General features: G+C 74.0%; 7 protein-coding genes. 6 read left to right on the forward strand and 1 reads right to left on the reverse strand.

Annotation, left to right across the window (positions count from 1 at the left end):
• The first annotated feature begins 85 nt into the window (after positions 1 to 85).
• The 4 genes from ACGH2B_RS27035 (at position 86) to ACGH2B_RS27050 (ending at position 8,444) form a co-directional block, all read left to right on the forward strand.
• A complete protein-coding gene (locus ACGH2B_RS27035) occupies positions 86 to 2,539 on the forward strand; it encodes an FAD-dependent oxidoreductase (RefSeq protein WP_399095190.1) in 2,454 nt (817 codons plus the stop codon).
• Between the two features lie 118 nt (positions 2,540 to 2,657).
• Positions 2,658 to 3,812 carry an aromatic ring-hydroxylating dioxygenase subunit alpha gene (locus ACGH2B_RS27040; protein ID WP_399095193.1) on the forward strand — a complete coding sequence of 385 codons (1,155 nt, stop codon included), beginning with the start codon at positions 2,658 to 2,660 and terminating at the stop codon, positions 3,810 to 3,812.
• A gap of 132 nt (positions 3,813 to 3,944) precedes the next feature.
• The gene (locus tag ACGH2B_RS27045) at positions 3,945 to 6,467 is read left to right on the forward strand and encodes an ATP-dependent Clp protease ATP-binding subunit (protein WP_399095196.1); all 2,523 of its coding nucleotides are present in this window, start codon (positions 3,945 to 3,947) and stop codon (positions 6,465 to 6,467) included.
• A 231-nt stretch (positions 6,468 to 6,698) separates the two neighbouring features.
• Complete coding sequence (locus tag ACGH2B_RS27050) at positions 6,699 to 8,444, forward strand: FUSC family protein (protein WP_399095199.1); 1,746 nt, start codon at positions 6,699 to 6,701, stop codon at positions 8,442 to 8,444.
• 27 nt (positions 8,445 to 8,471) lie between these two features.
• Here the strand turns inward: ACGH2B_RS27050 and ACGH2B_RS27055 are convergent, their stop codons facing one another.
• A complete protein-coding gene (locus ACGH2B_RS27055; protein WP_399095202.1) occupies positions 8,472 to 10,781 on the reverse strand; it encodes an FdhF/YdeP family oxidoreductase in 2,310 nt (769 codons plus the stop codon).
• 329 nt (positions 10,782 to 11,110) lie between these two features.
• On the opposite strand from ACGH2B_RS27055, the gene ACGH2B_RS27060 reads away from it, so the two are divergent.
• Positions 11,111 to 12,094 carry a Dyp-type peroxidase gene (locus ACGH2B_RS27060; protein ID WP_399095205.1) on the forward strand — a complete coding sequence of 328 codons (984 nt, stop codon included), beginning with the start codon at positions 11,111 to 11,113 and terminating at the stop codon, positions 12,092 to 12,094.
• Between the two features lie 5 nt (positions 12,095 to 12,099).
• On the forward strand, positions 12,100 to 12,936 hold the full coding sequence (locus ACGH2B_RS27065) for a family 1 encapsulin nanocompartment shell protein (RefSeq protein ID WP_399095208.1): 837 nt from the start codon (positions 12,100 to 12,102) through the stop codon (positions 12,934 to 12,936).
• The last annotated feature ends 118 nt before the right edge of the window (positions 12,937 to 13,054 follow it).

Below are 13,054 nucleotides of genomic sequence, written 5' to 3' on the forward strand. Positions count from 1 at the left end.
GGGTCTCTGTCGCCCCGTGCCCTCCCGCTGTCCCCGCCGCACCGCCGTCCCGGCGCCGTCCGCCCCGACCTCCCCGAGGAGGGACATGCCTCCCGCACCCCCGACCGACGCCCGCGTGGTCGTCATCGGCGCCGGCATCGTCGGCTGCTCCCTCGCCGACGAACTCACCGCCCGTGGCCTGCGCGACGTCACCGTCCTGGAACAGGGCCCCCTCCCGGCCCCCGGCGGCTCCACCTCGCACGCCCCCGGCCTGGTCTTCGCCACCGCCCCGTCCCGCACCATGACCCGCTTCGCCGCCTACACCATCGAGAAGTTCACCGCGCTGGAGGCCGACGGCGCGCCCTGCTTCTCCGCCGTCGGCGGGCTGGAGATCGCCACCACCGCGGAACGCTGGGCCGACCTCCACCGCAAGGCCCGCCTCGCCGCCTCCTGGGGCGTGCGCGGGGAACTCCTCACCCCCGCCGAGTGCGCCCGCCACTGGCCGATGCTGGATGCCGCCCTGCTGTACGGCGGCTGGTACACCCCCGACGACGGCATCGCCCGCGCGGTGCCCGCCTGCCGCGCGCAGCTCGCCCGCGCCACCGCCCGCGGCGCCCGCGTCCTCGACCGGCACACCGTCACCGGCATCGAGCACTCCGGCGGCCGCGTCACCGCCGTCGTCACCGACCGCGGCACCTTCCCCGCCGACCACGTCGTGAGCGCCGCCGGTTTCTGGGGGCCGGTGATCGGCGCGATGGCCGGGGTGAGGGTGCCGCTGCTGCCGCTCGCCCACCAGTACGCGACGACCGCGCCGCTGCCCGCACTCGCCGTCCCCGGCGGCCCGCGGGCCGAGGCGGTCCGCCCGCTCCTGCGCTTCCAGGACCGCGACCTCTACTTCCGCGAGCACGGCGACCGCCTCGGCATCGGCTCGTACGCCCACCGCCCGATGCCCGTCGACCCGTACACCGTGCCCGCCTACGACGACGCGCCCGTCATGCCGTCCTCGCTGCCGTTCACCGCCGAGGACTTCGCACCGAGCTGGCGCGACGCCACCGAACTGCTGCCCGCGCTCGGCGCCTCGCGGATCACCGACGGCTTCAACGGCGTCTTCTCCTTCACCCCGGACGGGATGCCGCTGCTCGGCGAGGCGGCCGCGCCGCGCGGCTTCTGGCTCGCCGAGGCCGTCTGGGTCACCCACTCCGCGGGCGCCGCCCGCGCCGTCGCCGAACTGATCACCGACGGGCACACCACCCTCGACCTGCACGCCTGCGATCCGCACCGCTTCGAGGGCGCCCAGCGCTCACCCGCGTACACCGCCGAGCGCGGCGCCCGCAGCTTCATCGAGGTCTACGACGTCGTCCACCCCCTCCAGCCGCCGGCGGGCCCGCGCCCGCTGCGGGTGAGCCCGTTCCACGACCGGCAGCGGGAACTCGGCGCGTACTTCCTGGAGTCGGGCGGCTGGGAGCGTCCCCAGTGGTACGAGGCGAACGCCCCGCTCGCCGACGGCCTCGCCCTGCCCCCGCGCGACGCCTGGGCGGCCCGCCACTGGTCGCCGGTGAGCGTCGCCGAGGCCCGCGCCACCCGCGAACGCGTCGGCCTGTACGACCTGACCCCGCTGCGCCGCCTGGAGGTCGAGGGCCCGGGCGCGCTCGCCTTCCTGCAATACCTGACGACCAATCAACTCGACCGGCCGCCGGGCACGGTGACGTACACCCTGCTGCTCGACGCGCACGGCGGCATCCGCTCCGACCTCACCGTCACCCGCCTGGACGAGGAGCGTTTCCGTATCGGCGCCAACAGCGCCGCCGACCTGGTGTGGCTGCGCCGTCACGCCCCCGCGGGCGTCCGCGTCCGCGACCTCACCGCGGGCACCTGCGGCATCGGTGTCTGGGGCCCGCGCGCCCGCGACCTCGTGCAGCCGCTGGCCGACGGCGACTTCTCGCACCGGGGCTTCGGCCGCTTCCGGGCCCGCCGCGCCCACCTCGGCCCCGTCCCGGTCCTCGCGCAGCGCGTCTCCTACGCCGGGGAGCTGGGCTGGGAGCTGTACACCACCGCCGACCTCGGCCGCTGCCTGTGGGACACGCTGTGGGAGGCGGGCCGCGGCCTCGGCGCCGTCGCCGCGGGGCGCGCCGCCCTGGACAGCCTCCGCCTGGAGAAGGGGTTCCGCGCCTGGGGCCACGACATGACCTGTGAGGACGACCCGTACGAGGCGGGCCTCGGCTTCGCCGTCCGCCCCGACAAGGGGGACTTCCTCGGCCGCGCCGCCCTCGCCGGACGCGAAGGCGCCGTCCGGCGCCGCCTGGTCCACCTCACCCTCGACGACCCGGCCGCCGCCGTCCTCGGCGGCGAACCGGTGTACGTGGCCGGGGAGGCGGCCGGTCACCTCACCTCCGCCGCCCACGGCCCGGTCGTCGGCCGCTGCGTCGCCCACGCCTGGCTGCCCCGCGCGCACACCGCACCCGGTACCGCCGTCCACGTCGGCTACTTCGGCGACCTGCTCGCCGCGACCGTCACCGCCGAACCCCTCGTCGCCCCGGAGGCGGCCCGCCGGAACCGCTGAGCCCGCCGCCCGTTCCGCCTCGTCCGTACAGCCTCTTCCGCCCGCACCGCCCCGCCCCGTTCCGTCCGCACCGGCCCTCGGCGCTCCCGCCGGACCGCCCCGCCCGAGGAGAACGAAGATGACCGCCACCCCGTTCAGCGGCCCGCGGGCGAGCGCGCCCGGCCCCGAGCTGATCGCCACGCTGCCCGGCGCCGCCTACACCGACCCCGCCGTCTTCCGCCGTGAACAGGAGCGGATCTTCGAACGGCGGTGGTTCTGCGCGGTCCGCGCCGCCGACCTCGCCGGGCCCGGCGCCTTCCGCACCGTCCAGGTCGGCCGGGAGAGTGTGCTGCTCGTCCGCGACCGGCGCGGTGAGGTCCGCGCCCACCTCAACATCTGCCGCCACCGCGGCGCCCGCCTGTGCACCGAGGAGAGCGGCACCGTCCGCCGTACCCTCCAATGCCCCTACCACGCCTGGACGTACGGCCTCGACGGCCGCCTGACCGCCGCCCCCAACCTCGGGCAGATGCCCGGCGTCGACCGCACCGAACGCGGACTGATCCCCGTCCACCTGCGGGAATGGCTCGGCTATCTCTGGGTGTGCCTCGCCGGTGCGCCCCCGTCCTTCGAGGACACCGTCATCGCCGCGGCCACCGAACGCCTCGGTGACCCCACCGCCCTCGACCGCTACGGCGCCGCACACCTCGCCCTCGGCCGCCGGATCACCTACGACGTCCGCGCCAACTGGAAACTCGTCGTCGAGAACTTCATGGAGTGCTACCACTGCGCCACCATCCACCCCGAACTCACCGACGTGCTCCCGGAGTTCGCCGACGGGCTCGCCGCCCAGTACTTCGTCGGCCACGGCGCGGCCTTCGCCGGGACGGCCGAGGGATTCACCGTCGACGGCACCGGCGGTTTCGGCCGGCTGCCCGGCCTCGACGACACCCAGGACCGGCGTTACTACGCGCTCACCCTGCGCCCGCAGGTCTTCGTCAACCTCGTCCCGGACCACGTCATCGTCCACCGGATGTTCCCGTCCGCCGCCGACCGCACCACCGTCGCGTGCGACTGGCTCTACCGGCCCGAGGTCCTGGCGTCCGGCGCCGACCTCACCCCGTCGGTCGAGCTGTTCCACCGCGTCAACACCCAGGACTTCGCCGCCTGCGAACGCACCCAGCCCGCCATGGACTCCCGCGCCTACCGCGACGGCGGCGTCCTCGTCCCCAGCGAGCACCACATCGGCGCCTTCCACCGCTGGGTCACCGACGCCCTCGCGGACGATCCCTCCTGACCCGCGGCGCGGGGCGGCCCACCGGCCGGAACCGCGGGGCGGTCCGCGCCGGGGGCGGGCCCCGCCTTCCGTTTGCGGAGCACCCGGGGCCGCGCTTGAGTGAGGAGAACCCCCCACGCACCAGGAGCAGACATGTCGATGCCGTTCGGTTCCGCTTTCGGCGCGTCCGACCCGTTCAGCGAATTGCTGAACCGGTTCTTCGGAATGTCCCCGGCGTCCTCGCCGCCCGCCGTCCAGCGGGTCCCCATCGGACGGCTGCTGACCGACTCCTCCCAGGAACTGATCAACCTGGCCGCGGGGCGGGCGGCCGAGGACGGCACCTCCGACCTCGACACCGAACATCTGCTGTGGGCCGCCACCAAGGTCGAACCGGCCCGCGGCCTCCTCGCCCGCTCCGGCGTCGACCCGGACGGCCTCGGCGACAAGATCGCCGCCGTACTGCCCCGCGAATCCGGCGAACCCTCCGCCGAACCGGGCCTGACCCCCGCCGCCAAACGCACCCTCACCAGCGCCTACGACCGCTCCCAGGCCGCGGGCGTCTCCTACATCGGCCCCGAGCACATCCTCGGCGCGCTCCTCGACACCTCCGGCCCGGGCTCCGGATCCGGCGCCACGCGGCTGCTGCGCGCCGAGGACCTCGACGTCGACAAGGTGCGGCGGCAGGCCGAGGAGGCCGCCCGCGCGGAGGGCACCCCCGCCGCCGCCAAACCCCCGGCCACCACCCTCGACGAGTACGGCCGCGACCTCACCGAGGAGGCGAAGGCGGGCAAGCTCGACCCCGTCGTGGGACGGGCCGACGAGATCGAGCAGACCGTGGAGATCCTCTCCCGGCGCTCCAAGAACAACCCCGTCCTCATCGGCGAGCCCGGCGTCGGCAAGACCGCCATCGTCGAGGGGCTCGCCCAGCGCATCGTGGCCGGTGAGGTCCCGCAGACCCTCAAGGACAAGCGGGTCGTCGCCCTCGACCTGTCCGGCATGGTCGCCGGGGCGCAGTACCGGGGCCAGTTCGAGGAGCGGCTGAAGAAGGTCATCGAGGACGTCCAGCAGGCCGAAGGCGAGATCATCCTCTTCATCGACGAACTCCACACCGTCGTCGGCGCGGGCGCCGCGGGCGAGGGCGCCATGGACGCCGGCAACATGCTCAAACCCGCGCTGGCCCGCGGCGAACTGCACGTCGTCGGCGCCACCACCATCGACGAGTACCGCAAACACATCGAGAAGGACGCGGCCCTGGAACGCCGCTTCCAGCCGGTGATGATCCCCGAACCGACCGTCGAGGAGACCGTCCAGATCCTGGAGGGGCTGCGCGACTCCTACGAGGCGCACCACCAGGTCCGGTTCGCCGACGGCGCGCTGACCGCGGCCGCAGAACTCTCCGACCGCTACGTCTCCGACCGCTTCCTGCCGGACAAGGCCATCGACCTGATGGACCAGGCGGGAGCACGGGTGCGGCTGCGCAGCGCCGGACGCTCCACCGAGGTCATCAGCCGTGAGGACCGCCTGGCCAAACTGCGGCGCGAGAAGGACCAGGCGGTCGCCGGAGAGGACTTCGACAAGGCGTCCGAGCTGAAGGGGCAGATCGCCGAGGCGGAGGGCGAACTCGCCGGAATCGAGGAGCGCCGCGAGGGCGTCGTCTCCGTCACCGCCGACGACATCGCCGATGTGGTCTCCCGCCGCACCGGCATCCCCGTCGCCCAGCTCACCGCCGGCGAGAAGGAGAAGCTGCTCAAGCTGGAGGACGCGATGCACGAGCGGATCGTCGGCCAGAGCGAGGCCGTCACCGCCGTCTCCGAGGCGGTCCGCCGCAACCGCTCCGGTATGGGCGACCCCAACCGGCCGGTGGGCTCCTTCCTCTTCCTCGGCCCCACCGGCGTCGGCAAGACCGAACTCGCCAAAACCCTCGCCGAACTCCTCTTCGGCGACGAGGACCGCATGATCCGCTTCGACATGAGCGAGTTCCAGGAGAAGCACACCGTCGCCCGGCTCGTCGGGGCGCCCCCCGGCTACGTCGGCTACGAGGAGGCCGGACAGCTCACCGACCGGGTGCGCCGCCGCCCGTACTGCGTGCTCCTCTTCGACGAGGTGGAGAAGGCCCACCCGGACATCTTCAACACCCTGCTGCAGATCCTCGACGACGGCCGGCTCACCGACGCGCAGGGCCGTACCGTCAGCTTCCGCCACTGCGTCGTCATCATGACGTCCAACATCGGCGCGCAGCGGATCATCGCGCACGAGGGCGACGTCTCGGAGCTGAAGGACGAGCTGATGGAGGACCTGCGGGCGCGCTTCCTGCCGGAGTTCCTCAACCGGATCGACGACATCATCCTCTTCCACAGCCTCACCGAGGACGATCTGACCCGGATCGTCGACCATCTCCTCGACCGCAGCCAGCGCCGCGTCCACGCCCAGGACATGACGCTTGAGGTCACCGAGGCGGCGAAGAAACTGCTGGTCGCCCACGGCTACCAGCCGGAGTTCGGGGCCCGCCCGCTGCGCCGCACCATCCAGACCGAGCTGGACAACCGGATCGCCTCCCTGCTCCTGGCCGACGAGGCAGGGCCCGGCGACACCATCGTCGCCGACGTGGGGGAGGACGACTCCCTCCACTGCACCGTCCGCAAGGGCGCCGAGGCCGGGGAACGGGCGGCGGCGTAGCGCGGGCGGACCCGCGGCCGTGCCCGCCACCCGGCGCGGGCCCGGCCGCGGGGCGCTGCCGGGAGGGCGTCGCAGGTCAGGAGAGGTGCGGCCGGTCCCGGGATTTCGCCGACGGCGAACGGAGGGAGGAATTCCGGTACCGGCGGCCGGGTTGTGCGAGAGCACCCGTCCACCACCGGAAACCGGAGAGATGCACCAGCCGCCCCGCCCGCCCGACCCCCGCACACCCTCATGAGCCCGACCGGTGACGACGGCCGCGCCGCCGGACCGCGCGGCCCCCGGCAGACCGCGGCCGGGGTGCTGCGGGTCCTCTCCCCACGCGGCTCCCTCACCCTGCACCCGGTGGACGGAGCGCTCACCTTCGCGCTGCGCGCCGCGCTCGCCATGGCCCTGCCCGCACTGATCCTCGCCGCCACCGGCCGTACCGAACAGGCCGTCTACGCCATGCTCGGCGGCTTCACCACCACCTTCGGCCGCAACCTCCCCTACCGGCGGCGCGCCCCCGCCCTGGCGCTGGTCGCCCTCGCCATGACGGCGTGCGTCGGCGGCGGCTCCGCGCTCGCCGCCTGGGCCCGGCCCGGCGACGGCGGCACCGGCGCCGCCGTGGTGGTCGCCGCGACGGCGCTGGTCGCGGGCGCCGCCAAGTACGCCTGCGACGCCGCACGGCTCGGCGGACTCGGCGCGGTGCTGCTGCTCTTCGCGTTCGCCGCCGCGGCCAACGGCACCGCCGCCCCCGCCGACGTCCTCCCGCACACCGCACTGGCCGCCGCGGGCGCCGCGCTCTCCTGGGCACTGGCCATGGCGGGCCGCTTCGTCCACCCCGACCGCCCGCAGCGCCTCGCGGTGGCCGCCGCGCTCCGCGCCCTCGCCGACCTGTGGGACGCCCCCGGACCCGACCACGACGGGCGGCGGCGCCACCGGGCGACCGCCGCCGTGCTGCGCGCCCACCACTCCCTCGGCCTGCTGCCGCGCGCGGCGGGTACGGAGCGCCACGGCGGGGTGTGCGTCCACCTCACCGATCTGTCCTGGTCGCTGCTGATCAGCTCCGCGAGCCGGCCGCCGGACGACCCCACGCTGCTCGCCCGCCATCTGCGCCGCCAGGCGCGCGTCCTCGCCGACCGGCGCCGCCGCATCCCGCGGCTGCTGCCCGGACCGGCCTCCTGGTCCACCCCGGCCGGTGCCGGCCCGGCGGCGGGCACCGCGCCGCCGGGCGCCGCCGAACTCCGCGCCGCCGAACTGGTCGCGGGCCGCCACCCCGGCGGCCCCGGCCACCGCTCCGTCCTGCTCGTCCCGGCGCTGCGGATGACCCTCGGCACCGGTCTGGCGGGCGGCGCGGCCCTGGCGCTGGGCCTCGGGCACGGCTACTGGGCCGCGGTGTCCGCCGCCGCGGTGCTGCACTCGATCAACGTCCGGACGGCGACGCAGCGCGCCGTGCAGCGGACCCTGGGCACGGCCGCCGGACTCCTCCTCGCCCTGGCGCTGCTCGCCCTCCACCCGGGCGCGGGCACGCTGGTCGCGGTGATCGTGGTGCTGGAATTCCTGCTGGAGTACGTCGTCGCGCGCAACTACGGCCTCGGCGTGGTCTTCCTGACCCCGCTGGCACTGCTGATGACCGATCTGACCGCACCGGACTCCGCCGGAACGCTTGTCGCCGACCGGGCCCTCGCCAGCGTCCTGGGCATAGCCGTCGGACTGCTCTGCGGTCTGCTGGTCGTCCACGACCGCGCCGTGCTGCGGGCGCGGCGGGCGCTGACCGCGTGCAGCGCCGCCGCCGCGGACGCCGAGCGGGTGCTCGACGGCGGCCGGACGGCGGCGTTCGCGGACGCCCAGGCACGGCTGGCGGTGGCCGTCGTCGAACTGCGGGAGGCGGACGACGCCGCGGCGGGCGAGGTGTGGCGGGCGGAGACGGACCCCGCCGAACTCGCCGCGGCGGAGACCCGCGCCCATCTGCTGCTGGAGCGCTTCACCCGGGTCTGAGGCGGCACCCGGGTGAGCGCCGGTCTCTCACGCCGCCGGTGCGACGGTCACCTTCAGATGTTTCATCAGCGGCTGATCGCTCTGGACGCTGTAGTCGCAGACCGCGATCAGCACGTTCATCTCGGGCATGTACCCGGCCGCGCAGCCCCGGGGCAGGGCGTACGGGACGGCGAGGTAGCCGTTCAGGGAGCGGGTGGTGCCGTCCTTCGCGGTCGCGGTGATGTCCACCGGGTCGAACTCCGCGATACCGCGTTCGCGCATGTCGTCGTCGTTCATGAAGACCAGCGTGCGCAGATTGCGGATGCCGCGGTAGCGGTCGTTGTCGGAGTACAGGGTGGTGTTCCACTGGTCGTGGGAGCGCATCGTGCCCAGCGCCAGCGTCCCGGGCGCCGGGACCACGTCCGGCAGCGGCGCCGCGGAGAACTCCGCCGCCCCGGACGGGGTACGGAACACCAGCTCCCGGGCGGGCTGCTTGATCCGGAAGCCGAGCGGCAGCCGCACCCGCCGGTTGAAGTCCTCGAAACCGTCCAGGACCTGCGCCATCGTGTCGCGGATCCGGTCGTAGTCCTCCACGTACCACTCCCAGGGCGTGGCGCTGTCCGGCAGTGCCGCGCGGGCCAGCCCGGCGATGATCGCGGGCTCCGACAGCAACCGCGGCGAGGCCGGGCGTTTCATGCCGACGGAGAGGTGGACCATGCTCATCGAGTCCTCGACCGAGGTGGACTGCACCCCGCCGCGCTGCCGGTCCTTCTCGGTCCGGCCCAGACACGGCAGGATCAGCGCCTGCCTGCCGTGGACCAGATGGCTGCGGTTGAGCTTGGTGCTGACCTGCACGGTCAGCGCGCACTTGCGCAGCGCCGCGAAGGTGTACGGGGTGTCCGGCGCGGCGAGGGCGAAGTTGCCGCCCATGCCGACGAAGACCTCCACCTCGCCGCGGTGCATCGCCTCGATGGTGGCGACGGTGTCCAGCCCGTGCTCCCGCGGCGGTTCGATACCGCAGACCTCGGCGAGCCGGTCGAGGAACGCGTCGTCGGGCCGGTGGTCGATCCCGCAGGTCCGGTTGCCCTGCACATTGCTGTGGCCGCGGACGGGGGAGGGGCCCGCGCCCTCGCGGCCCAGGTTGCCGCGGAGCAGCAGCAGGTTGACGATCTCCCGGACGGTGTCGACGCCGTGCTCGTGCTGGCTGACGCCCAGGCACCAGCTCACGATCGACCGGTCGGCGTCACCGTAGATCCGTGCCGCCTTGAGGATGTCGTGGCGGGTGAGGCCCGACTGCCGCTCGATCTCCTCCCAGGGCGTGGCCTCGCACAGCTCCCGGTACGCCGCGAAGCCCGTGGTGTGCCGGTCGATGAACTCCTGGTCGAGCGCCTTGGGATCGGTCCGCGCCTGCTCCAGGACGGCTTTGGCCATACCGCGCAGCAGCGCCATGTCGCCGCCGATGCGCACCTGGAGGTTGAGGGTGCTGGTCCGCGTCGCCTTGAACAGCGCCATGTCGGTGAAGTCGTGCGGCACGATCGTGCGGGTCGCCGCCGCCTCGACCATCGGGTTGACGTGCACGATCTGCGCGCCCCGGTCGTACGCCTCGGCGAGCGCGGTGAGCATCCGGGGCGCGTTGGAGGCGGCGTTGACGCCCATGATGAAGAGCGCGTCGGTGGCCTCCCAGTCCTTGAGATCGACGGTGCCTTTGCCGGTGCCCAGCGACGCCGTCAGGGCGCGGCCGCTCGCCTCGTGGCACATGTTGGAGCAGTCCGGCAGGTTGTTGGTGCCCAGCTCCCGCGCCATGAGCTGGTAGAGGAAGGTCGCCTCGTTGCCGAGCCGCCCGGAGGTGTAGAACGACGCCCGGCCGGGGCCGTCGAGTCCGCGCACCACCCGGCCGAACAGCGCGAACGCGTCCTTCCAACTGATCGGTACGTAATGGTCGGTGTCCGGGTCGTAGACCATCGGCTCGGTCAGCCGCCCCTGGTCCTCCAGCGCGAAATCGCTCCAGGAGGAGAGTTCGGTCACCGTGTGCGCGGCGAAGAACTCTTGCCCCACGCGCTTGCGGGTCATCTCCCACGTGACGTGTTTGATGCCGTTCTCGCAGATGTCCAGGTGCAGGCCCTTGGTGTCGTCCGGCCAGGCGCATCCGGGACAGTCGAAGCCGCCGTTCTCGTGGTTCATCCGCATGATCGCCCGCGGCCCGTCCACCCACTGCTTCTCCCGGGCCAGGACCCGGGTCACGCTCTTCGCCGCGCCCCATCCGGCGGCGGGGTGATGGTAGGGCCGGAAGGACGGCTCGCCCTCGGGGTCGGGCCCCACCTGATGCGTCGGCTGTTCCGGCTCCTCAAAGGTGCTCACCGTGTCCACCTTTTCCCTCGTCCGGGGGCGGCCCGCAGCGGGCCCTCGCGGTCAGGCTAGGACGGGGGAGCGGGCGCGGCGAGGCGGAGCGGGCGACGGCACGCGGGTTCGCCCGGGGCGGCGTACGGCACCAAGCGCCGCCGCGCGGGCGGTCCCGCGCGCCCGGCGCGGGCACCTCCGGGAGCGGCGGTCCCGGCGCGCCGCCCGACTGCGTCCCGTGGCGGGCGCGGATACGCTGAGCCCGTTCCATGCTTTTTGCCGTTTTTGAAGGCTTTTGGTCCGATCCGGGGGTTCGCCCCGGCCCCGCCCGTACGCCCGCCGGGAGCTCCATGGTCACCTCACAGTCCGTCGTCCGGCTGCCCGCCCGCGCCGCCGTCTTCCTCGTGGCCACCATCGCCCCCGGCGGTGAGAGCGCCGTCCGCGACGCCCTCCAGGATCTGGCGGGGCTGGTCCGCTCGGTCGGCTTCCGGGGCGCCGAAGCCGGTCTGACCTGCGTCGCCGGGATCGGCTCCGCCGCCTGGGACCGCCTCTTCACCGGCCCGCGCCCACGGGAGCTGCACCCCTTCCAGCCCCTGCACGGCCCCCGCCACCGCGCCCCGGCCACCCCCGGTGACCTCCTCTTCCACCTCCGGGCCTCCCGCCCCGACCTCTGCTTCGAACTGGCCCGGCTGCTCACCGACCGCCTCGGCTCCGCCGTCACCGTCGTCGACGAGGTCCACGGCTTCCGCTACTTCGAGACCCGCGACCTCCTCGGCTTCGTCGACGGCAGCGAGAACCCCACCGACACCGCCGCCGACGACGCCGTGTACATCGGCGACGAGGACCCCGAGTTCCGCGGCGGCAGCTATGTGATCGTGCAGAAATACCTCCACGACATGGCCGCCTGGCAGGCGCTCACCGTCGACGAGCAGGAGCGTGTCATCGGCCGCGGCAAGATGGACAACGTCGAGATGCCCGACGACGTCAAACCCGCCGACTCGCACGTCGCGCTCAACACGATCACCGACGCCGACGGCACCGAACGGAAGATCGTCCGGGAGAACATGGCGTTCGGCCGGGTCGGACAGGGCGAGTTCGGCACCTACTTCATCGGCTACGCCCGCACCCCCGAGGTGACCGAGCGGATGCTGCGGAACATGTTCCTCGGCGACCCGCCGGGCACCACCGACCGCATCCTCGACTTCTCCACCGCCGTGACCGGCGGCCTCTTCCACGTCCCCACCGCCGACTTCCTCGACGACCTGCCCGACCCGCCGACCGGCGCCGCCGCTCCGGGCGGCTCCCTGCACATCGGCAGCCTGAAAGGAACCTGAGCGCCATGACCGACCCCACGACGCCCCACGGCACGGACAACCTGCACCGCGAACTCGCCCCCATCACCCCGCAGGCGTGGGCGGAGATCGAGGAGGAGGCCCGCCGCACCTTCCGCCGCCACGTCGCCGGGCGCCGCGTCGTCGACGTCCCCGACGCCGCCGGACCGGAACTCGCCGCCGTCGGCACCGGCCACACCACCGGCGTCGAACCGCCCGCCCGCGGTGTCACCGCCCGGCTGCGCGAGGCCCGGCCCCTGGTCGAACTGCGCAGCGCCTTCACCGTCACCCGCGCCGCCGTCGACGACGTCGAACGCGGCGCGCAGGACTCCGACTGGCAGCCGGTCAAGGACGCCGCCCGCGCCCTGGCCCTCGCCGAGGACCACGCGGTCTTCGACGGCTACCCGGCGGCCGGCATCGACGGACTGCGCGCCCGCAGCTCCAACCCGGTGCTGCGGCTGCCCGCCGAGGCGCGCGACTACCCCGACGCGGTCAGCGGGGCGCTGACCGCGCTGCGGCTGGCCGGTGTCGACGGCCCGTACGCGCTGCTGCTCGGCGCCGACGCGTACACCGCGGTCAGCGAGACCTCCGACCACGGCTACCCGATCGCCGCGCACCTCGCCCGGATCCTGGACGGCAAACCGATCTGGGCGCCCGCCGTCAAGGGCGCGTTCGTCCTCTCCACCCGCGGCGGCGACTTCACCCTCCGGCTCGGTCAGGACGTCGCGATCGGCTACACCGCGCACGACGCGCACGGCATCGAGCTGTACCTCCAGGAGACGCTGACGTTCCTGACGTACACCGACGAAGCGGTGGTCGTGCTGGAGGGGCCGGAGGGTTCCTGACCGGGCCAGGGGCGCCGCACCCCGCCGCGTCCCGGCACCCGGCCCGACCGCGCCCGGCACCGCCCGACCGGCGGTTTGTATCCTCGGCAGGGCAAGACGAGCCATCCGGCACCATCGC

The sequence above is a fragment of the Streptomyces sp. BBFR2 genome, assembly GCF_044497305.1.
GTDB lineage: Bacteria > Actinomycetota > Actinomycetes > Streptomycetales > Streptomycetaceae > Streptomyces.

What these genes read in the sequence shown, in the direction of transcription:
- ACGH2B_RS27035 (WP_399095190.1), top strand. Translation starts at nt 86, where the DNA reads ATGCCTCCCGCACCCCCGACCGACGCCCGCGTGGTCGTCATCGGCGCC.
- ACGH2B_RS27040 (WP_399095193.1), top strand. Translation starts at nt 2,658, where the DNA reads ATGACCGCCACCCCGTTCAGCGGCCCGCGGGCGAGCGCGCCCGGCCCC.
- ACGH2B_RS27045 (WP_399095196.1), top strand. Translation starts at nt 3,945, where the DNA reads ATGTCGATGCCGTTCGGTTCCGCTTTCGGCGCGTCCGACCCGTTCAGC.
- ACGH2B_RS27050 (WP_399095199.1), top strand. Translation starts at nt 6,699, where the DNA reads ATGAGCCCGACCGGTGACGACGGCCGCGCCGCCGGACCGCGCGGCCCC.
- ACGH2B_RS27060 (WP_399095205.1), top strand. Translation starts at nt 11,111, where the DNA reads ATGGTCACCTCACAGTCCGTCGTCCGGCTGCCCGCCCGCGCCGCCGTC.
- ACGH2B_RS27065 (WP_399095208.1), top strand. Translation starts at nt 12,100, where the DNA reads ATGACCGACCCCACGACGCCCCACGGCACGGACAACCTGCACCGCGAA.